The 19,439-nt window shown below is 63.1% G+C and carries 17 protein-coding genes and 4 pseudogenes; 15 read left to right on the top strand and 6 right to left on the bottom strand.

Annotated elements, in window-relative coordinates; all coding sequences use genetic code 11:
* Window positions 1-24: 24 nt before the first annotated feature.
* The 7 genes from iolD to phnN all read left to right on the top strand — a co-directional run bounded on the left by iolD (window position 25) and on the right by phnN (window position 6,869).
* Window positions 25-1,875 (top strand): 3D-(3,5/4)-trihydroxycyclohexane-1,2-dione acylhydrolase (decyclizing), encoded by a 1,851-nt coding sequence (gene iolD, locus ACFSQT_RS03350; RefSeq protein ID WP_379017009.1) that lies wholly within the window; start codon window positions 25-27, stop codon window positions 1,873-1,875.
* 186 nt (window positions 1,876-2,061) lie between these two features.
* Window positions 2,062-2,979, top strand: coding sequence for a myo-inosose-2 dehydratase (gene iolE / locus ACFSQT_RS03345; protein WP_379017008.1), 918 nt, complete (start codon window positions 2,062-2,064; stop codon window positions 2,977-2,979).
* 66 nt (window positions 2,980-3,045) lie between these two features.
* Window positions 3,046-3,279 (top strand): DUF3329 domain-containing protein, encoded by a 234-nt coding sequence (locus tag ACFSQT_RS03340; protein ID WP_379017007.1) that lies wholly within the window; start codon window positions 3,046-3,048, stop codon window positions 3,277-3,279.
* Between the two features lie 4 nt (window positions 3,280-3,283).
* A complete protein-coding gene (iolB, locus tag ACFSQT_RS03335; RefSeq protein WP_379017005.1) occupies window positions 3,284-4,096 on the top strand; it encodes a 5-deoxy-glucuronate isomerase in 813 nt (270 codons plus the stop codon).
* 253 nt (window positions 4,097-4,349) lie between these two features.
* A complete protein-coding gene (locus ACFSQT_RS03330; RefSeq protein WP_379017003.1) occupies window positions 4,350-5,057 on the top strand; it encodes a DUF1045 domain-containing protein in 708 nt (235 codons plus the stop codon).
* A 34-nt stretch (window positions 5,058-5,091) separates the two neighbouring features.
* The gene (locus tag ACFSQT_RS03325; protein WP_379017001.1) at window positions 5,092-6,243 is read left to right on the top strand and encodes an alpha-D-ribose 1-methylphosphonate 5-triphosphate diphosphatase; all 1,152 of its coding nucleotides are present in this window, start codon (window positions 5,092-5,094) and stop codon (window positions 6,241-6,243) included.
* A complete protein-coding gene (gene phnN, locus ACFSQT_RS03320) occupies window positions 6,240-6,869 on the top strand; it encodes a phosphonate metabolism protein/1,5-bisphosphokinase (PRPP-forming) PhnN (RefSeq protein ID WP_379017000.1) in 630 nt (209 codons plus the stop codon). The genes ACFSQT_RS03325 and phnN overlap by 4 nt, the downstream gene beginning before the upstream one ends.
* A 169-nt stretch (window positions 6,870-7,038) precedes the next feature.
* Here the strand turns inward: phnN and ACFSQT_RS03315 are convergent, their stop codons facing one another.
* From ACFSQT_RS03315 to ACFSQT_RS03305, 3 genes are all read right to left on the bottom strand, one after another.
* Window positions 7,039-8,034, bottom strand: coding sequence for an ABC transporter permease (locus tag ACFSQT_RS03315; protein ID WP_379016998.1), 996 nt, complete (start codon window positions 8,032-8,034; stop codon window positions 7,039-7,041).
* 75 nt (window positions 8,035-8,109) lie between these two features.
* Window positions 8,110-9,648, bottom strand: coding sequence for a sugar ABC transporter ATP-binding protein (locus tag ACFSQT_RS03310; RefSeq protein ID WP_379016997.1), 1,539 nt, complete (start codon window positions 9,646-9,648; stop codon window positions 8,110-8,112).
* Window positions 9,649-9,868: 220 nt separating this feature from the next.
* Window positions 9,869-10,831, bottom strand: coding sequence for a sugar-binding protein (locus ACFSQT_RS03305; protein WP_095083299.1), 963 nt, complete (start codon window positions 10,829-10,831; stop codon window positions 9,869-9,871).
* Window positions 10,832-11,398: 567 nt separating this feature from the next.
* Between ACFSQT_RS03305 and ACFSQT_RS03300 the strand changes: the two genes are divergently transcribed.
* Window positions 11,399-12,553 carry a LacI family DNA-binding transcriptional regulator gene (locus ACFSQT_RS03300; RefSeq protein WP_379016995.1) on the top strand — a complete coding sequence of 385 codons (1,155 nt, stop codon included), beginning with the start codon at window positions 11,399-11,401 and terminating at the stop codon, window positions 12,551-12,553.
* 24 nt (window positions 12,554-12,577) lie between these two features.
* Here ACFSQT_RS03300 and ACFSQT_RS03295 read toward each other — a convergent pair.
* Window positions 12,578-12,748 (bottom strand): annotated as a pseudogene (locus ACFSQT_RS03295) (sugar ABC transporter ATP-binding protein); the annotation flags it as partial.
* A gap of 75 nt (window positions 12,749-12,823) precedes the next feature.
* A complete protein-coding gene (locus tag ACFSQT_RS03290; protein ID WP_379016994.1) occupies window positions 12,824-13,600 on the bottom strand; it encodes a hypothetical protein in 777 nt (258 codons plus the stop codon).
* A gap of 263 nt (window positions 13,601-13,863) precedes the next feature.
* Between ACFSQT_RS03290 and ACFSQT_RS03285 the strand changes: the two genes are divergently transcribed.
* The 7 genes and pseudogenes from ACFSQT_RS03285 to ACFSQT_RS03255 all read left to right on the top strand — a co-directional run.
* Window positions 13,864-14,409, top strand: a complete 546-nt coding sequence (locus ACFSQT_RS03285; protein WP_379016993.1) for an alpha/beta fold hydrolase — start codon at window positions 13,864-13,866, stop codon at window positions 14,407-14,409.
* A 599-nt stretch (window positions 14,410-15,008) separates the two neighbouring features.
* Window positions 15,009-15,371, top strand: a complete 363-nt coding sequence (locus tag ACFSQT_RS03280; RefSeq protein ID WP_379016992.1) for a VOC family protein — start codon at window positions 15,009-15,011, stop codon at window positions 15,369-15,371.
* A 197-nt stretch (window positions 15,372-15,568) separates the two neighbouring features.
* Window positions 15,569-16,576: a taurine ABC transporter substrate-binding protein gene (tauA, locus tag ACFSQT_RS03275; protein WP_379016990.1), complete on the top strand. Its 1,008-nt coding sequence runs from the start codon at window positions 15,569-15,571 to the stop codon at window positions 16,574-16,576.
* An 86-nt stretch (window positions 16,577-16,662) separates the two neighbouring features.
* A complete protein-coding gene (locus ACFSQT_RS03270; protein WP_379016989.1) occupies window positions 16,663-17,457 on the top strand; it encodes a taurine ABC transporter ATP-binding protein in 795 nt (264 codons plus the stop codon).
* The gene (locus tag ACFSQT_RS03265) at window positions 17,454-18,302 is read left to right on the top strand and encodes an ABC transporter permease subunit (protein ID WP_379016987.1); all 849 of its coding nucleotides are present in this window, start codon (window positions 17,454-17,456) and stop codon (window positions 18,300-18,302) included. The genes ACFSQT_RS03270 and ACFSQT_RS03265 overlap by 4 nt, the downstream gene beginning before the upstream one ends.
* 42 nt (window positions 18,303-18,344) lie before the next feature.
* Window positions 18,345-18,839: pseudogene (locus ACFSQT_RS03260) on the top strand (LLM class flavin-dependent oxidoreductase); the annotation flags it as partial.
* A 47-nt stretch (window positions 18,840-18,886) separates the two neighbouring features.
* A pseudogene (locus tag ACFSQT_RS03255) lies at window positions 18,887-19,191 on the top strand (Lrp/AsnC family transcriptional regulator); the annotation flags it as partial.
* Window positions 19,192-19,205: 14 nt separating this feature from the next.
* Here ACFSQT_RS03255 and ACFSQT_RS03250 read toward each other — a convergent pair.
* Window positions 19,206-19,439: pseudogene (locus ACFSQT_RS03250) on the bottom strand (DUF3299 domain-containing protein); the annotation flags it as partial.

The following is a 19,439-nucleotide window of genomic DNA, read 5'->3' as shown; positions in this document are numbered from 1 at the left end:
ATCAGGACTGCGGAGGAACCCACCATGAGCAAGACAATCCGCCTGACGATGGCGCAGGCGCTGACCCGCTTTCTCAGCAAGCAGATGGCCGAGATCGACGGCGGGACCGTGCCGATCTTCGGCGGCGTCTGGGCGATCTTCGGCCATGGCAATGTCGCCGGCATCGGCGAAGCGCTCTATCAGGTGCGCGACGATTTGCCGACCTTCCGCGCCCACAATGAGCAGGCGATGGCGCATGCGGCGATCGCCTATGCCAAAGCCAATTTCCGCCGCCGTTTCATGGCGGCGACCTCGTCCATCGGCCCCGGCGCGCTCAACATGGTGACGGCGGCGGCACTGGCCCACGTCAACCGGCTGCCGGTGCTGTTTCTGCCCGGCGATGTCTTCGCCAACCGCATTCCCGATCCGGTGCTGCAGCAGGCCGAGGATTTCACCGACGGCACGGCGACGGTCAATGACTGCTTTAGGCCGGTGTCGCGCTATTTCGACCGCATCACCCGGCCGGAACAGATCATCCCGGCGCTGAACCGCGCGATGCAGGTGCTGACCGATCCGGCCGATTGCGGCCCGGTGACGCTGTCGCTGTGCCAGGACGTGCAGGCAGAGGCCTATGACTATCCCGAGAGCTTCTTTGCCGAGCGGGTCTGGCGCCAGCGCCGGCCGCGGCCGGACCGCCATGAGCTTGCCGCCGCGGTGGCGGCGCTCAAGGGGGCGAAGAAGCCGCTGGTCATCGCCGGCGGAGGCGTCCTTTATTCCCAGGCTTCGGACGAACTGGCGAAATTCGCCGGGGGCGCCGGCATCCCTGTCTGCGAGACGCAAGGCGGCAAATCCTCGCTGCCGGACGATCATCCGCTCAACATGGCGGCGGTCGGCGTCACCGGCACCTCGGCCGCCAACCGGCTGGCCGAAGAAGCCGATGTCGTGCTGGCCATCGGCACGCGGCTGCAGGATTTCACCACCGGCTCGTGGGCGCTGTTCAAGAACTCCGGCAAGACCATCATCGGGCTTAATGTGCAACCTTTCGACGCCGGCAAGCACCGGGCGCTGCCGCTGGTCGCCGACGCGGCCGAAGGACTGGCCGAACTCGGTGCGGCGCTGAAGGGCTGGACGGCGCCGGCAGGCTGGACCGACAATGCGGCCACAGGCAAGAAGGCCTGGCAGGCCGAGGCGGCCAAGGTGACGGCGTCGACCAACGCCGCCTATCCTTCCGACGCGCAAGTGATCGGCGCCGTGCAGCGCGCCATGGGATCGGGTGTGACGCTGCTGCATGCCGCCGGCGGCCTGCCGGGCGAACTGCACAAGCTCTGGCAAGCGGGCGCGCCCGGCTCCTACCACGCCGAATACGGCTTCTCGACCATGGGCTACGAGATTGCCGGCGGGCTCGGCACCAAGATGGCGAAGCCGGACGAGGAGGTCGTCGTCATGATCGGCGACGGCTCCTATCTGATGCTGAATTCCGAGATCGCCACCTCGGTGATGCTCGGCCTCAAGCTGACCGTCGTGCTGCTCGACAACCGTGGCTATGGCTGCATCAACCGGCTGCAGATGGCGACCGGCGGCGCCAACTTCAACAATCTCCTGAAGGACTCGCGCCACGAAATCCTGCTCGATATCGACTTTGCCGCGCATGCGGCGAGCATGGGGGCGATCGCCGAGAAGGTGCCGTCGATCGCCGGGCTGGAAACCGCCCTGGAAAAGGCAAGGAAGAACAACCGCACAACCGTGCTGGTCATCGACACCGATCCGCTGGTTTCCACCGACGCCGGCGGCCATTGGTGGGATGTTGCGGTGCCGGAGGTGTCAGCGCGTGCCCAGGTGAACGCGGCGCGCAAGGCCTATGACGAAAGGCGGCAGATGCAGAGTGTTGGTGATTGATGTCGGCGTTGGCTGCCCCCACCTCCCCCTTGTGGGGAGGTCGGACCGAAGGTCCGGGTGGGGGTCGGCGCCGCACCCCCACCCCGCTGCTTCGCGGCGACTTGCCGGGGCGAGCCACGGGTCTCGCCCGTCCTTCGGACCCCCACAAGGGGGAGGACCGATACGAACTGAAACTGGAGTGACGACTTGAAAGCCAAACTGGGTATGTCCCCCATTGCGTGGTGGAACGACGATCTTGCGGAGCTCAGCGATGACGTGTCGCTGGAAGAGTGTTTGCGCCAGTCGCGCTCGGCCGGTTTCACCGGCATGGAGATGGGCCGGCGGTTTCCCAGTGATCCCGATGTCATGCTGCCGATCCTGAAGGCAGCCGACGTGACGCTGTGCGGCGGCTGGTTTTCCGGGACGCTGGTCGATGAGGACATCGGCAAGAACAAGGATCGCATCCAGCCGATGATCGATCTGTTCAAGGCGGTGAATGCGCCTTGCATCGTCTATGGCGAGGTCGGCCGCTCGATCCAGGGCGACCGCTCGAAGCCGCTCGCCACCAAGCCGAAGCTGTCGGACGACGAGATGAAGGCCTATGCGAAGCGCCTCACCGAGTTTGGCGAATGGTGCGCCGAACAGGGCATGCCGCTTTCCTATCACCACCACATGGCGGCGGTGGTCGAGACCGAGCCGGAACTCGATGCCTTCATGCGCTATTCCGGAGCCGGCATTCCGCTGCTGCTCGATGCCGGGCATCTGGCCTTTGCCGGCGGCGACGTTTTGCGCGCCATCGACAACCATCACGCGCGCATCAGCCATGTGCATGTGAAGGACGTGCGCATGGGCGTGATCGACAAGCTCGACCGCACGAAGCAGTCTTTCCTCGACGCCGTGGCGCTGGGCGCCTTCACGGTGCCGGGCGACGGCTCGCTGGATTTCGGCGCCATCGTGCAACGGTTCGCCGACCATGGCTATGAGGGCTGGTTCGTGGTCGAGGCCGAGCAGGATCCGAAAAAGAACCCGCCGCTCAGGATGGCCCAGGTCGGCCACAAGGAATTGATGCGGGTGATGACGGCGGCCGGCTACACGGTTGAGACACAGGGCTTTCCCAATGCCTAAGGCTAGGGCTTCCCTATGCCTGACGCGCTGGTTCTCGGCGAAGCCGGGTTGCTGTAGGTTGACCGGATGAAAGATTCCGAGCACCCGTTCTTCCGGCCTTTGTGGCGGCGCGTCGCCGTCGTCGCGGTCTGCGTCATCTGGTCTATCATCGAATTCGCCACCGGCACGCCGTTCTGGGGCATGATCGCGCTCGGCTTCGCCGGCTACGGCCTGTGGCAGTTTTTTTATCTGTACAAGCCGGCCGATGAGAGGCCGGCCGACGAGAGCAAGCCGGCGGACGAAGCCGAACCGAAGGAGTAACCGGATGTCGAAACTGCTGGTGAAGGCCGACAAGGGCCATGGCCGTGTCGCCCACGTGACGCCGAAAAGCGCCGGCTGGACCTATGTCGGCTTCGATCTGCATCGGCTGAAGCCGGGCGAGAGCGCCTCGGGAAAAACGGACGATCGCGAGGTTTGCCTGGTGTTCGTCACCGGCAAGGGCACGGCGTCCGCCGGCGGCAAGGCACTCGGCCTGCTCGGCGAGCGCATGTCGCCCTTCGAGGGCAAGCCGTGGTCGGTCTATATACCCGAGGGTTCCGACTGGTCGGTTACGGCAGACACTGAGCTGGAACTCGCCGTCTGCTCGGCGCCAGGCCTCGGCGGCGGCCTGCCGGTGCGCGTCATCGGGCCGGACGTTCTCGGCCAGGAGGTGCGCGGCAAGGGCACCAACACGCGCTACGTCACCAACATCCTGCCGGAGGGCAAACCGGCCGATTCATTGCTGGTGGTCGAGGTCATCACGCCCGGCGGCCACACGTCGAGCTACCCGCCGCACAAGCACGACCAGGACAATCTGCCGGTCGAATCCTATCTCGAGGAAACCTATTATCATCGCCTCAACCCGCCGCAGGGCTTTGCCTTCCAGCGCGTCTATACCGACGCCGACAAGAGCGGTCATCGCGCGCTGGACGAAGCCATGGCGATCGAGGATGGCGATGTCGTGCTGGTGCCCAAGGGCTATCATCCCTGCGCCGCCTGCCACGGCTATGATCTCTACTATCTCAACGTGATGGCCGGACCGAAGCGGACGTGGAAATTCCACAACGCACCCGAGCACGAATGGTTGATGAAGGCCTAATCGGTCATACGTTTCGGATGAAGTCGTTGGTCCAGCTTGGAAAAATCGTCGGCTAAGGACCGCATGGGTCGATTTGCCTTCGAAAACCCTCAAAGCTTCGTCAATCCGTCATGGAAATCGCCTATGGCAGCGGAGCCAGTGCATGTCGCCCAAAAGTGCGCAGCGGTTTTGGGATTACGATATGCGAAAAACCAAGACTTAAAGCGCGTCGCGGCATTTCTTCAAACGCGGCGCGCTTTAACGAGGACTTCTCATGCGCTACGCCATCTACTTCACCCCCCGGCAGGACGAACCGCTGGCGCGGATCGCCGCCGATTGGCTGGGCCGCGACCCGTTTGGTGGCGCGACAAGGCCGGCGGAAGCGGTGGCCGATCTGTCGGCAGCGGAAGTTGCCTTCCATACCGCTTCGGCGCGGCGCTACGGTTTTCACGCGACGCTGAAAGCCCCCTTCCGGCTGGCTGCCAACGAGACGGAGACGTCGCTGCGCGCGGCACTTGACCATTTTGCCGAGGCGACACCGGTGGTGACCATCCCGCGTCTTGTCGTCAGCCAGATCGACAGCTTCTTCGCGCTGGTGCCGGAAGGGCCACTGCCTCTGCTCAACCGGTTCGCCGATGACGTGGTGCTCGGCTTCGACCGGTTCCGCGCGCCGTTGACCGAGGCGGAAATCGAGCGACGCAGTCCGGATTCGCTGAAGCGGGCCGAATTCCGCAATCTGTGCCAGTGGGGCTATCCCTATGTCTTCGAGACCTTCCGCTTTCACATGACACTGTCCGGCCGCGCGGGGCCACAGGAAAGCCCTCGTCTTCGCCTAGCAATCGACAGCCTGTTCGCGGAGGTGCTGCAACAGCCGGTGCCGGTGGATGCGCTGACGCTGTTTGTCGAAACCGAACCGGGCGCACCGTTCATGGTGCTCTCCCATCACGCGCTCGGGCGCCGCCCGGCCAGAAAAACGGCCTGAAGAACCCAGCCGGAACAACCAAGGACTGCCTGAAATGACCGCCGAGACTGTTCTTACCAACGCCCGCATCGTGCTTGCCGACGAAATCGTCGAGGGTTCGCTGGTGCTGCGCGACGGCTTTATCGCCGGCATCGATGCCGGCACCGGCCACACCGGCGGGCTGGCCGGCGAGGATATGGGCGGCGACTATATCATTCCCGGGCTGGTCGAACTCCACACCGACCATCTCGAAGGCCACTACGCGCCGCGGCCGAAAGTGCGCTGGAACCCGATCGCCGCCGTGCTTGCCCATGACGCGCAGGTGGCAACCGCCGGCATCACCACCGTGCTCGACGCCTTGCGCGTCGGCATGGACGAGGACGCCGACCTGACGTCGGACGACATCCGCAAGCTGGCCGACGCGATCGAGGACAGTGTCCAGCAGGATCGCCTGCGGGCCGACCATTTCATCCATCTGCGCTGTGAGGTTTCGGCGCCGGACTGCCTCAAGGCCTTCGCCAATTTCGACGGCGACGAGCGCGTCAGGCTGGCATCGCTGATGGACCATGCACCGGGCCAGCGCCAGTTCGTCAACCTCGAAACCTATGCCTACTACTACCAGCGCAAGCTGAAGCTGACCGACCGCGACTTCAAGCTGTTCTGCGAAAAGCGGATGGCGGAATCGGAGCGCAATTCAGGCCCGAATCGTGTCCATATCGCCGCTGCCTGCCACGAGCGCGGCATCGTGCTGGCGAGCCATGACGACGCCACCATTGGCCATGTCGGCGAGGCGATCGAACAGGGCGTGCGCGTCGCAGAGTTCCCGACCACGGAGGAAGCCGCCAGAGCCTCCAAACAGGCCGGGCTCGGCGTCTTGATGGGTGCGCCCAACGTCATGCGCGGCGCCTCGCATTCCGGCAATGTCTCGGCCCGCACGCTGGCCAGCGATGGGCTGCTCGACATCTTGTCGTCCGACTATATTCCGTTCAGCCTGATCCAGTCGGCGTTCTTCCTCGGCGACGTCGTCGAAGGCATTTCCCTGCCGCAGGCGGTTGCCATGGTCTCGAAGAACCCGGCCGAAGCGGTTGGCCTGACCGACCGCGGCATCATCGAACAGGGCCGCCGCGCCGACCTGGTGCGCGTGCGTGTCGACGACCATGTTCCGGTCGTGCGCACGGTCTGGCGGCAGGGGCGCCGGGTTGCATGATGGTGTCGGCCTTGATCGAGCGTGAATTGTCCGCCGAAACGTTTCCGATCCGCGACGGCGTCTTCGTCGCCGTCGTCGGCCCAAGCGGCGCCGGCAAGGATACGGTGATCGGCTATGCCCGCGCCCGCTTTGCCGACGAAACCCGGCTGGAGTTCGTTCGCCGCGTCATCACAAGGCCGAGCGATGCCGCGAGCGAGGATCACGACACGCTGGCCGACGCCGCCTTCGTCGAAGCCGAAGCGGATGGCGCCTTCGCCATCTCCTGGGAGGCGCATGGCTTGCGTTATGGCATCCCGGCCGATGTCGACTGGTCGGTCGCCAATGGCCGTGTTGCCGTCGCCAATGTGTCGCGCGCGATCATCCCGGTCCTGCGCGAGCGCTATGCCAACCTGGCCATCGTCGAGATCACCGCCTCGCCTCAGGTGCTGGCCGAGCGGCTGGCGATGCGCGGCCGCGAGTCGCGCGGCGAGGTGCTGGCGCGGCTGTCGCGCAGCGCCAATGTGACCTTGTCGGGACCCGATGTCACCTCGATCGACAACAGCGGCCCGCGCGAGGCGGCCGGCGAGCGTTTCGCCGAAGTGCTGCGCAAGGCGATGGCCTTCTCCGACATGTCGGGCTTGATCTAGAGCAATTCCAGGAAAAGTGTGAAACGGTTTTCCGTCCGGAATTGCGTCAAAACAATGAGTTAGAGCAGGTTGCCGGTTCCATGAACCGGTGAACTGCTCTAGACCAAAGCGTCGGCCCCCTGACGCGATGCAGGGGGCGCTGGGGCTGCTTTCAAGCCCCAAGCGGCGGTTATTCCGCGGCCGCGCCGGCGACGTTCTTGCGGGCGGCATCGACCATCAGCCGCCGGGCCCGGAACACGCCCCATTGCTGGTCGACCAGCACGCCGATGAGGATGACGCCACCCATCACCGCGAAGTTGAGCGAGGACGGGATGCCGAGCAGGTTGACGAGGTTCTGCAGCTCCTGCAGCAGCACCGTGCCGAGGATGACGCCGATCAGCGAGCCCTCGCCGCCGCGCAGCGAGAAGCCGCCGAGCACGGCCGCGGCAATGGCATAAAGCTCGTAGAACTGGCCATGGCTGGCCGGCGAGATGGAGCGCGTGTACATGGCGAAATAGATCGCCGACAACGCCGTCAGCACGCCGCAGATGACATAGGCGGCCATGACGACGCGGCCGGTGCGGATGCCGGAGTATTTCGCCGCCTCCTCGTTCTTGCCGATGGCGTAGAGGTAGCGGCCGAATACCGAGCGGTGCAGCACCACCCACATGACGATGGCGATGACGATCAGCGCGATGAAGCTGTTCGGCACGCCCCAGGAGCGGCCGGCGGTGAGGAATTCGAGCTCGGGAAAATTCTGGCCGAAGGCGAAACCGGCGGTGCCGTCGGCGGTGTAGAAGCGGGCGACGCCGCGATAGATGAGCAGGCCGCACAGCGTGACGACGAAGGGCTGCAGCTTGAGCCGCGTGATCAGCCAGCCATGCACCAGGCCGATGATGGCGCCGAGCAAGAGGATCAGCACGAAGGCCAGCGGCCAGTCCAGCTCACGCACGGCGATGAAGTCGATGAACAGCGTTCCGAGCAACGCGACCACCGAGCCGACCGACAGCTCGATGCCGCCGGTGATGATGACGAAGGCCTGGCCGATCGACAGGATGCCGAACAGGCCGATCAGGTTCGAAGTGTTGGCGAGATTGATCGGCAGCAGGAAGCGCGGGTTGATGATCGCCACCACCGTTCCCACCACCAGGATCAGGATCAGCAGGCCGAGATCTTTCTTGCTCATCGTCTTCTCCCCAATGCCTGCTTGAACAGGTTCTACAAAGTGTCTCCGCGACCCGGACCGCGGCAAATAAAAAGACTATTTCGGCTGCTTGCCCACCGCCAGCAGCAGCACGTTTTCCTGGCTGAACCGGTCCTTGTCGAGAATGCCGGAGATCTGGCCCTCATGCATGACGGCGATGCGGTCGGACACGCCGATCACCTCTTCCATGTCGCTGGAGATCATCAGCACGGCGACGCCGGCGTCGGCCTGCGCCCGCATCAGCCCGTAGATCTCCGCCTTGGCGCCGATGTCGATGCCGCGCGTCGGCTCGTCGAGGATCATCACCTTCGGGTTCATGGCCAGCCATTTGCCGAGCACGACCTTCTGCTGGTTCCCGCCCGACAGCGTGCCGGTGCGCGTCTGCACCGACGGCGCCTTGATGCCGAGATTGCTCTTCTGCTTCTGCGCGGTGGCGGTCTCGGCACTTGCCGAAACCAGGGAGCGCCGCGCATGCGCCGGCAGATTGGGCAGCGAGATGTTCTGGGCGATCGACAGGTCGAGCAGGATGCCGGTCAGCTTGCGGTCCTCGGGCACGAGGAAGATGCCGTGCGCGACGGCATCCGCCGCCGAGCCCAGCGCGAGCGGCTTGCCGCCGAGTTCGAGCGCGCCGCCAAGGCTGCTGTCGATGCCGAAGAACACCCGCGCCAGTTCGGTGCGGCCGGAGCCGACAAGCCCGGCAAGGCCGAGGATTTCGCCGCGCCTGACGTCGAGATCGACCGGCCGGCTTGGATAGGCGGGGGTGCGGATGGCCTTGGCGGCAAGCGCGACGGCGCCGGGCGCGCGCGCCGCCTCGGAGGCTTTTTCGCGCTCCTTCAGCATGCGGCCGATCATCAGCTTGACCATCTGGTCGTGGTGGATGTCGCGCTTCTGCAGCGTGCCGGCAAGCATGCCGTCGCGCAAAACGACGACGCGGTCGGCGACACGCTCGACCTCGTGCAGGCGGTGCGAAATGAAGATGACGCTGATGCCGTCGGCCTTCAGCGCCTTGATGACGTCGAGCAGTTTGTCGGTTTCGGCGAGCGGCAAGCTCGATGTCGGCTCGTCGAGGATGACCAGCCGCGCCTTGATCGACAGCGCCTTGGCGATCTCGACCATCTGCTGCTGGGCCAGCGACAGAGCGGCGACCGGCGTGTCGGCGGAGAAATTGGCGCCGACGCGCTTCAACAGCGGCGCCACCTGGGTGCGCAGCCTGGTGCGGTCGACCAGCCTCAACGGCCCGCCGCGCAACGGTTCGCGGCCGAAGAAGATGTTGGCGGCGACATCGAGATTCTCGAACAGGTTGAGTTCCTGGTGGACGAAGGCGATGCCGGAGCCGAGACTGGCTTCGACGGAGAGCCCGTCATGCGCGATGCCGTCGACGGTGATCGTGCCGGTGTCGGGCCTGGTGACGCCGCCGAGGATCTTCATCAAGGTCGATTTGCCGGCGCCGTTCTCGCCGACGAGGCCGATGACCTCGCCTGGCCTGACCTCCATGGAGAAGCCGTCGAGCGCCACGACGCCCGGATAGGTCTTGCGCACGTTCTCAAGGCTGAGGAACGGGGTGTGTGCGACGATGGATGGTTCGGAATAATTCATCACGCCTGACAGCAATTGGCGGGTCGGCCTCCGCATAGACTGACGGGCCTTGAAAGGCCCGTCAATAACAAGCGAGGCGCCGCGCTGCCCCTCACCCTTACCCTCTCCCCGTACAGAGACGGGGAGAGGGGGATCGCCAGCGTTGGAGCGCTTCCCTTCTCCCCGTCACTACACGGGGAGAAGGTGCCGGCAGGCGGATGAGGGGCAGCGCCAACACCGCTCAGTTTCCGGACATCGCCTTCAGATTGGCGGCATAGGCGTCGACGTCATCCTTGCCGATGATCTTGGTCGGGATGATGATCAGGCCGCCTTCCGGGATGCCCGACTTGTCGCCCTTGAGATAGGACGCCATCAGCTTCATGCCCTGATAGGCCCATTCGAAGGGCTGCTGCACGACTGTGGCGGCGACGGTGCCTTCCTTGACGCCGCCCAGCGTGATCGGATCGTCGTCGAAGCCGACGACGGTGATCGAGCCGAGCTTGCCGGCGTCGCGCAGCGCCTCATAGATGCGCGGCGTGTTGTAGGAGTAGAAGCCGACCATGCAGGTGACGTCGGGGCTGGCGACCAGCGCGTCCTCGACGTTCTTCTTGGCGCGCGCCTGGTCGATGTCGTCGCCACGTACGTCGACGAGTTCGATCTTGGTGCCGGCGAGGCCATCCTTCATGCCCTGGATGCGTTCCTTGGCGTTGTCGGCGCCGAGCAGGCCGACGAAGCCGAGGCACTTGCCGCCATTAGGCATCGCTTTCTTGGCGATCTCGGCCGCCTGCTTGCCGGCATCGACGTTGGACGAGCCGATATAGGCGACACGCTTGGTCTGCGGGGCGTCGCTGTCGGTGGTGAACAGCGCCGTTTGCGAGGCGATCTTGTTCAGCCCGTCGGTCGAGGTCTTGGGATCGACGGCCGAGACCATGATGCCCTTGACGCCGGCCGTCACCAGATCGTCCATCAGCCGCTGCTGGATGGCGACCGAGGACTGCTCGGGATATTTGAGCTCGAGATTGTAGTCGGGCAGTTCGCCCTGCGCCTTCTTGACGCCGGCTTCGGCGGCCTTCCAGAAATCGGAAGCGCCGTTGACGACGAAGGCCAGCGTCGGCTTGTCGTCGGCGCGTGCGATGGCCGTCGCCGTCAGGCCGATGAGCAGCGCCGCTGTGGCTACGGATGCATTACGTATCAAGGATTTCATGTTCAACCTCCCGTTTGGCTCAGTCGTTCGACTGGCCGATCTCAGTCACCTGAATTTGCCGTCCGCAGCTTGGAGCCCTCCTCCTCAAAGGGTTCCCGGCACCGAAAGAACGGCGTCGCTCCAGCTGCGATCATGGACTTTAGAGACTCATCCTTCGTTCGTAAATAGTCCGATTTGTCAGACATATCACTTGTCCGAAACAGAACTTGCGGAGACAGGATCCGCTCGCATCGGGCCATTTCACGCACCGCTCCCGGCCCCAGCGGGCCGGACGCGACGATTGACGGTACAGCGCATTCTTGTATTAGTAAACAGTATTAGTCTTGAGCGATATCCGGGGGCATAACAACGGTTCGGCGGCATGCCTGCCGGCGCGCCGCGGCCTTGGCCGTGCCCGAGCCAGACCTTATGGCTTCCGGGTTTCGGCTTGCGTGGAGCGGCATGGCGGATGGACCGCGAGGCTGCTAATAGATATAAACGACGCGACGATTTCTATAAATCGACAATGTCACGCCATCTTGCCGGCCTGACCGGCTGCCGCTAGACAGGCCTAGGATTGGGAATGCCATGAGCGAGACGACGGATCCGGAAACCCTCGACACGGCGCGGCGGCGCAAGTCGCCGGCGAAGGGCGCCAGGGCCCGCGTCACCATGACCGACATCGCCAGGGCCGCCGGCTGCTCGCAGGCGACCGTTTCCTTCGTGCTCAACAATTCGCCCGGCATCAAGCTGTCGCAGCAGACCCGCGAACGGGTGATCGAGGCCGCGCGGTCCCTCGGCTATGCCGCGCCGGCCTTCTCCGCCCTGCGGGCGCCCGTGGCCTCGTTCGAAGGGCCCGCCTTCGAGGGACTTGACGGGGTGATCGGCTTCGCCGTCGACCAGCTCGCCACCAGCCCGGAGGCCGTGGTCGCCATCGAGGGCGCGCGCCAGGCCTCGTGGAATGCCGGCAACGTGCTCCTGGTGGCGCAGACGCTGGGCGATTCCGTCATGGAGCCGCGCGCCATCGCCGCGCTCACCAAGCGGGGCATTTCGGCGCTGATCTACATGACTATCTTCACCCGCGAGATCACGGCGCCCGACTATCTCTACGGCCTCGACATCCCGGTGATCCTGCTCAACTGCTACACATCGGACTATGCCTTCCCGGCCGTGGTGCCGAGCGAGATCGCCGGCGGCCAGAGCTCCACCCGCCACCTGATCAGCCACGGCCACCGCCGCATCGCCACCATCACCGGCGAGCCGTGGATGCAGGCCGCGCAGGACCGGCTTAAAGGCTACCGCCGCGCGCTCGCCACCGCCGACATCCCGTTCGACCCGGAACTGGTGGTCGAGGGCGACTGGTCGGCCAGCGCCGGCTACGCAGCGACCGTCAAGCTCCTGGCGCTGAAGGACCGCCCGACCGCCATCTTCTGCCAGAACGACCGCACCGCGATCGGCTGCTACGAAGCGCTGAAGGAAGCCGGCCTGCACATTCCGCAAGACATTTCCGTGGTCGGCTACGACGACGAGGAAATCGCCCGCCATTTGTTCCCGCCCCTGACTACATCGATCCTGCCGCACATGGCGATGGGCCAATGGGCGATCGAGCAACTGGAGGCGCCGGCGGCCCCGGGACGGGGGCGGTATCCGATCACCAAGCTGGAGTGTCCGCTGGTGGAACGGGAGAGTGTTCGAGGGGTGGGGGGCCCGTTCGCCAGTACGCGCGAAGCGTCGGCGGGTTAAAGCGTCCGCTCGCGAGCCGGCGCCCTATCCGCCAACCATCAGCTTGACGACTTCGTCATGGTTCGTCTCCGAGATCTTGCGCTCGCCGGCCTGGACGCCGCGCTGCAGCGCGACGATGCGGTCGGAAACGGCGAAGATGTCCTGCAGATTGTGCGAGATGAAGATCACGCCGCGACTTTGCGCCTGGAGCTGATGGGGGGGATGGATGCCGACGGTGCAATCTAGTCTTTGCTTGGCGCATCTGACCCATCGCTGCCGCGAGCGCGGCTATTACTTGGATTTCGCGCTTATGTCGTTCTGAGCCGTCTTGGACTTGGAGTTTAGCGGTGCGTCACGCCAGTAATGTTCCGCATAGCGCGAGAAGGCCCAAATGAAGCTGGCGATCAACCATACCAGGGAAATTAGGACAAGGGACAGAAGGAAGTTTTGCCACCATGGAGAAATATCTGCCCATTGCCCTGGATCATACCTGTTCGGATCGATGGAGGAGGAGGGAAGCATGTTTTCAACATTGATCCCGATCCAGAACACGGTATTCGAAACGATAAAGAGCGATGTGGTTAGGTAGAGCGCGACCTCGATTCTGTTCGAGGTTCTATCCGCGACGGTGACGTTGAGTTGATAGAAGAACTTGGAAAAGAAGGTCACGACAAAAAGCGTTGTCGCGGCAATAACCAGAGCCGGTGCCAGACGCTTTATCCATGGATCGACCGCATCGATCGGGATGACGTTGAGATTGAATATCCCGTCCAGGACCAGAGCGGTTCCACCGACTCCGATAATGAAGACCAAAATCCGCGCGATCTTGTCTCCTTGTCGGTAGAACCTTTGCAGCTTTTGCCGTGCCGCATCGACATGGCGGTTAGTGTCAAATCCGTACTCGTCGAGGAACGCCATGAACGCCATGATAATGCCGAAGAATACGTCTCCGAAGGACTTGGCGTAGATGCCTGAGGCTGCGTAGAGGATAGACACACCTGCGGCAGCTAGTTTCAGATTGGAATGCCTTGACCTGGGCGTGGCTGGTTTGGTCAGGATCTCGTTCACTGGTCCCCCCTCTGTTGCTATCTCTCCCAGCGGTCAGAATAGACCGTTTAAGTCGAATTGCAATTGCGATCATAGTGCACCATAGGTAGTAATTTTGCATCTTCTGGAGCTTGCAGCCTCGCGAGGTTATCGCATGAACAGAGTTCATGCTGGCGAAATTGCTTACCTGTTAAATACTCAGAACGAGCTGGTCGTTCACTACAACGCGGATCGCGTTCTCGAAGCCGCTGACAACTATCTCTACAAACTGTCTGGGGACGATCATGTCGATCGGGGGTGCATTGGCTCTCACGGTCGCTGCCGCCATTCCGCGGCGGGTCGAGCGCGTCTTCGCCAGCAATCCGTACGACTACGAAACCCGTTATGGCGATGGCCTGCGACGTGGCAACTGGCTCGCGAACCTTATCATCGGAAGTTTGCAGATCCCAATTCTTGGCCCGTTCAATGCGTGGATAGAAAACCAGATGGTACTCGGCAAGATCATGGGTGGCGGATATCACGATCCGCGTAAACTGCCTTCCGACCTTCTGGCCGAGTTCGGCCGGGTGGCGCAACGACCTGGATATAAGCGCATCGCGCGCAAAGTGCTGGCAGGTTGGCGATCCTGGAGCGAGGCGCGGGACCGGTATCGGCTCGTCTCACCGCCCGTAACGCTAATCTATGGCGACAGCGACTGGTCGCGCCCCAACGAAAGGGAGCGGACCAGGGCACGGCTCCCTGACGCGCGCATGTTCACGCTCAAGGATACCGGACACTTTTCAGCGGTGGAGAATCCATTGGGACTGGCACGCATCATACTGGGGAGCTAGCTGCCGAACCTCAACAGCCTCATGACGGGAGATGGCGACGCCTGGGCTGGTCCCGCAGCGGGCGCGGCGCGCACATGAGCTTTGCTGCATCATGATCATCGAGATAGAGGCGACCGCCACCTTGTCCTGATCACGACCCGTGACGAAACCCAGCCGCGACCGGCGCCGCAGGTCGCAACGCGGGTCACGGGAGATCCGATCGGCAATGAGCGTGCGGTCGCCGCTCGTCCTATCGGCCGCGACTGGTTCGGTGGAGAACCAACCGGTGAGACAATTTCTAGCCGACGTTCGTCGCGCACAGTTCAACGACATCGGGGATCGGCTTGTGTCGGCGATGGCGACCTCGTTGCTGCGGTGACAGCCTGGACGCGATCGCATGCTATTACACCACAATGATGCACGGCCTGTCGGTGCTGGCCCGCGACGGTGCAAGCCGGGTCGAACTCGAGACAGGTATCACCTGCGCGCTGGCTGCATGGCAGACTTTGACCGATGGGTTGCGCTCGCCGGCAGAGACCGCCCGCAAGGGGACCTTGAAGGATTTCGCTGCTAGCCATATCCTACGACCTTCATAGACCGGTGCGGCGACAGCGACAGATATGTTTGAGCGCTTGGACTGCGTATCCCTCCATACCAACGATCTTGAGGCGTCACTCGCGTTCTTGAGTTCAATGGGGCTGGAAGAGGTGTGGCGGCTCGACCGCAAAGACGCCGGGCGACCGTGGGCTGTCGTAGGCCTAGATTTTCCCGACAAGACCAGTTCGCAGCTCGTTTTGAGCACGCATCCGGATCGGCGTTTCATCGAAGTGGAGATTCGTGTTGCAGATGTTCGCTCCGCATATGAGATCCTGAAGCAGATCCCGGGCGTCAGCTGGATCGCGGAGCCGTTCTCTATCGAAGTGGGCCACGTTGCCGTTATGACGGCCCCCGACGGCAACAATTTCGTGTTAATCGGCAACTAGATCAGGCTTGCCTTGCGTGCCGGCTTCCCCGCCCGCATGCATGCGCTCGGTAGGTCGACTTCTTTTTTTCAAGCGCGAGAGCATTTTCAGTATTCCATTTCTATCTAAATCTATAAGTTAAGTGGACTTTAATCCAACGCTCTGGGCTAGGGCGGGCAATCGAGGGGTTTGCCCTCTGTTCAAAAGGATTAAATGCCATGCGAAAACTGATTTCCGCCGCCCTTGCGGGGCTTGCCATAGCGGCCATATCCGCTGCTGCGCATGCCGCCGACAAGAAGATCGTCATCGCCTATCAGACCGGTGCCAACCCCTACAATCTCGGCATCGCCAATGGCGATCTTGCCAAGAAGACGGGCTGGGACATCGAATTCCGCCGCTTCAATTCCGGCGCCGATATTTTCGCCGCCATCGCCTCCGGTGACGTTCAGATCGGCGATGTCGGATCGAGCCCATTCGCGGCCGCCGTCAGCAGGGGCATCGACGTAAAGGCGTTCTACATCTCCTCGGTCTCTCGTGACGGCGAAGCCCTGGTGGTGCGGCCTGAAATCAAGTCGCCGGCCGACCTGCGGGGTAAGAAGCTCGCTGCAGCGCCGGTGTCCACCGACCACTACCAGCTTCTTGCCGTGCTCAAGCAGGAAGGCATTTCCGAGAAGGAAACGCAGGTCATCGCCATTCCGCAGCCCGAGATCGTCGCAGCCTGGAAGCGCGGCGACATCGATGGGGCCTTCGTCTGGGATCCAGCACTGTCCGAGCTTAAGAAAGACGGCAAGGTGCTGCTCACCGCCGGCCAGGTCGCCGATCGTGGCGCGCCGACCTTCAGCGCGCTCGTCGTGACTGGCGATTTCGCCAAGGCCAATCCCGACTTCCTCGGCCAGTACGTCCGGCTGATCGACGGCTACACGACGGCCTATCTGAGCAACCCAGCCACCTGGGGACCAGAGTCCGAGAACGCCAAGGCGATCGCAAAATTGCAGGGTGGCACCGCAGCCGAGAATTCCGAGCAGTTGAAGACGACTGTCGTTCCGCCACTTGATGAACAGGCGTCCGATAAGTGGCTGGGCGGTGGCGACAAAAGCGCTGTTGCGAAAATCCTCAAGGACACCGCTGGCTTCTTGAAAGACCAGAAAAAGATCACCGCCATCAAGGACAGCTACGCCGCGGCAGCCGATCCGCAATATGTGGAAGCTGCAAAAGCGTCGAACTAGAAATCCCTGAACGACATTTCTGATCTGGCTGGCGTGAATCTCGCCAGCCAGATCCCTCGTCAGCCAGATTGCTTGGAGAGGCCAGCATGCTTCGAATTCGCGACGCCAGCGTCACCTTTCCGGCCTCGGACGGCCTGGAAGTGCACGCGCTTGATCATGTCTCGCTGGATATAGCTCCGGATTCCATCGTCGTTGCGGTCGGAACTTCAGGATGCGGCAAGTCGACATTGCTCAACGCCATCGCCGGCTTCCTGCCGCTCTCCGAAGGCTCGATCACGCTGGACGGAAAGGAGATCGTCGCGCCGGGCGGCGATCGTGGCGTCGTGTTCCAGAAGGATACCTTGCTGCCTTGGGCAAACGTGCTGGACAACGTTGCTCTCGGCCTGAAATACCGGGGTGTGTCGCGTGGCGAGCGCCATGAGCGCTCGCGGCGTCTGCTGGACCTGGTTGGACTCGCGGATTTCGCCGAAAAGCCGCCTTATGAACTGTCAGGCGGCATGCGCCAGCGCGTTGGCATCGCGCGGGCCTTGGCCACTGACCCGAAGATCCTCTTGATGGACGAGCCGTTCGGCGCCCTCGACAGTCTGACGCGCGAGACGATGCAGCAGCTTTTGGCCTCGATCTGGGCCAAGACCGGCAAGCAGATCCTGTTCATTACGCATTCGATCGAGGAAGCCCTGACGCTGGGCACGACCATCGTTGTGATGTCTCCCAGGCCTGGCCGCATCGTCGCCCGGTTCGACGCCGACTTCGTTCGCGAGTTCGCGCAGAGTGGCGACATCGGGCCGATCCAGTCCCATCCGCGTTTCATCGAACTGCGTCAGGAAATCCGCTCGCTCATCCATCAGCCGGAAGGCGCCCGCACAGGAACTTTGCAATGACGCTCGCCGCCAATTCCGGAACTTCATTTTCGCCGTCGATTGCTCAGCGCGCGCCGTCTCGCAAGCAACGCCGTTCCCCATCGACCAGTACTCTCGGCATCAGTGTGGTCACCCTGGCAGCGCTAATCGGACTGTGGTTCCTGGCCGCGCATTTCGAGTGGGCGTCGCCACTGTTCCTGCCGCCACCCGCCGAAGTGCTGACCCAATTCAGCGCCGTCTGGGCCGATGGCTATGCCAACGGCACGCTCCTCGAGCACACACTCGCCAGCCTTGGCCGTATCGGCGCCGCACTCGGCGTCGGCATTTTCCTTGGCATTCCGCTTGGCCTGCTGATGGGGCTCAATCGCTGGGTCAAGGGCATTTTCAGCGTCCCGATCGATCTCTACTGGGGCTTGCCTCCGCTAGCCTACCTGCCGCTGCTGATCATCTGGCTGGGCATCGGCGAGACCTCCAAGATCGTGCTCCTGTCGCTGTCGACCTTTGCCCCGATCTGCTTTGCCGCACAGGCTGGTGTTCGGTCGGTGCCGGCCGAACGGATCAATGCCGCGCTGTCGCTTGGCGCCAGCCGCCTGCAACTGTTCACCAGCATCATCCTGCCCTCCGCATTGCCGGAAATCATGACCGGCCTGAAGATCGCCATTGGCGCCGGACTGTCGACACTGGTCGCGGCCGAGTTGATCGCAGCCCAGTCAGGCCTTGGCTACATGATCATGTCGGCCGCCAATTTCCTCGCCACCGATGTCGTCTTCGTCGGCCTCATCGTCATTGCCATCCTCGCCTTCGCCTTCACCAGCGGTATGCGCTGGCTGGAGCACAGGCTCATCCCCTGGAAGGGCAAGCTCTGAGGCTTGGCTCAACGCAGTCCGTATCGCTGAAGGAACAACCCGATGTCCAGCAACAGCCGTCCGCTCGACCTATATTGGTATCTGCCGACCCATGGCGATGGACCGTATCTCGGTACGGACGAGAGGCACCGTCCGGCCACCTTCGGCTATCTCAAGGAGATCGCTCAGGCGGCTGACCGGCTTGGCTTCAAGGGTGTGCTCCTCCCCACGGGTACGAGGTGCGAAGACGCCTGGATCGTGGCGGCTGGACTGGTCCCGCTCACTGAACGGCTGAAATTCCTCGTGGCGCTGCGGCCAGGCAGCGGAACGCCGGCGCTGTTCGCACGGCATGCGGCGACGCTCGACCGCATTTCAGGTGGCCGTGTCCTGCTCAATGTCGTCACGGGTGCCGATCCGGTCGACCTTGCCGGCGACGGCAACAAGCTCAGCCATGGCGAGCGCTATGCGCAGACCGACGAGTTCCTGACCATCTGGCGGCGCATCCTTTCCGGCGAACCGGCTGACTTCGAGGGCAAATACCTTTCCGCCCACGGCACCGACATTTCTTTCCCACCTGTTCAGAAGCCCCATCCGCCGCTTTGGGCGTCACCGTCTTCGTGTCGATCCGCACCAATTCGCACAGCCATGAATGGCTGCGGCGGTTTCCGAGGTCATCCAGGAGTTTCCCGAAGTGGTCGAGTTCTATCGCATGAGTGGCGATGTCGACTATCTCCTGCGCGTCGTGGTGCCCGACATTGCCGCTTACGACGCCTTCTACAAGCGGCTGATCGCCAAGATCGAGATCCGCGACGTGTCGTCGTCCTTCGCCATGGAGCAAATCAAGTACACGACCGAAATTCCGCTCGACTACATGGTGCTGGACAAGGAATCGGGCGCCAACGCCGCTTGAGCTGAAGGAACCGCTCAGTTCTTTTTCTTGTTGAGGAAACTCCAGGGTGAGTTCACCGGCAGCGTGATCGTGTCCGGCACGCTGTCGGCCGCCACCACATCGGCCTTGCGCACGGTGTAGCCGGACTGGATGACGCTGACGCCATCGAGGATAAACAGCTGGCTTTTCTCCATATCCGGCTTCAGTGTGCCGGTAACCGAGACCGGCTGGTAGGCTTCCGACATCTTGTAGGGCCGAGCCGGCGTGAC

It is taken from the genome of Mesorhizobium calcicola (assembly GCF_042682105.1).
Lineage (GTDB): Bacteria > Pseudomonadota > Alphaproteobacteria > Rhizobiales > Rhizobiaceae > Mesorhizobium > Mesorhizobium calcicola.
The sequence above is the reverse complement of the archived record's forward strand: the minus strand, read 5'-3'. Positions and strand labels throughout refer to the sequence as shown.

Coding starts and splice junctions, on each gene's coding strand:
- iolD (WP_379017009.1), top strand. CDS start 25: ATGAGCAAGACAATCCGCCTGACGATGGCGCAGGCGCTGACCCGCTTT.
- ACFSQT_RS03340 (WP_379017007.1), top strand. CDS start 3,046: ATGAAAGATTCCGAGCACCCGTTCTTCCGGCCTTTGTGGCGGCGCGTC.
- iolB (WP_379017005.1), top strand. CDS start 3,284: ATGTCGAAACTGCTGGTGAAGGCCGACAAGGGCCATGGCCGTGTCGCC.
- ACFSQT_RS03330 (WP_379017003.1), top strand. CDS start 4,350: ATGCGCTACGCCATCTACTTCACCCCCCGGCAGGACGAACCGCTGGCG.
- ACFSQT_RS03325 (WP_379017001.1), top strand. CDS start 5,092: ATGACCGCCGAGACTGTTCTTACCAACGCCCGCATCGTGCTTGCCGAC.
- phnN (WP_379017000.1), top strand. CDS start 6,240: ATGATGGTGTCGGCCTTGATCGAGCGTGAATTGTCCGCCGAAACGTTT.
- ACFSQT_RS03315 (WP_379016998.1), bottom strand. CDS start 8,034: ATGAGCAAGAAAGATCTCGGCCTGCTGATCCTGATCCTGGTGGTGGGA.
- ACFSQT_RS03310 (WP_379016997.1), bottom strand. CDS start 9,648: ATGAATTATTCCGAACCATCCATCGTCGCACACACCCCGTTCCTCAGC.
- ACFSQT_RS03305 (WP_095083299.1), bottom strand. CDS start 10,831: ATGAAATCCTTGATACGTAATGCATCCGTAGCCACAGCGGCGCTGCTC.
- ACFSQT_RS03300 (WP_379016995.1), top strand. CDS start 11,399: ATGAGCGAGACGACGGATCCGGAAACCCTCGACACGGCGCGGCGGCGC.
- ACFSQT_RS03285 (WP_379016993.1), top strand. CDS start 13,864: ATGTCGATCGGGGGTGCATTGGCTCTCACGGTCGCTGCCGCCATTCCG.
- ACFSQT_RS03280 (WP_379016992.1), top strand. CDS start 15,009: ATGTTTGAGCGCTTGGACTGCGTATCCCTCCATACCAACGATCTTGAG.
- tauA (WP_379016990.1), top strand. CDS start 15,569: ATGCGAAAACTGATTTCCGCCGCCCTTGCGGGGCTTGCCATAGCGGCC.
- ACFSQT_RS03270 (WP_379016989.1), top strand. CDS start 16,663: ATGCTTCGAATTCGCGACGCCAGCGTCACCTTTCCGGCCTCGGACGGC.
- ACFSQT_RS03265 (WP_379016987.1), top strand. CDS start 17,454: ATGACGCTCGCCGCCAATTCCGGAACTTCATTTTCGCCGTCGATTGCT.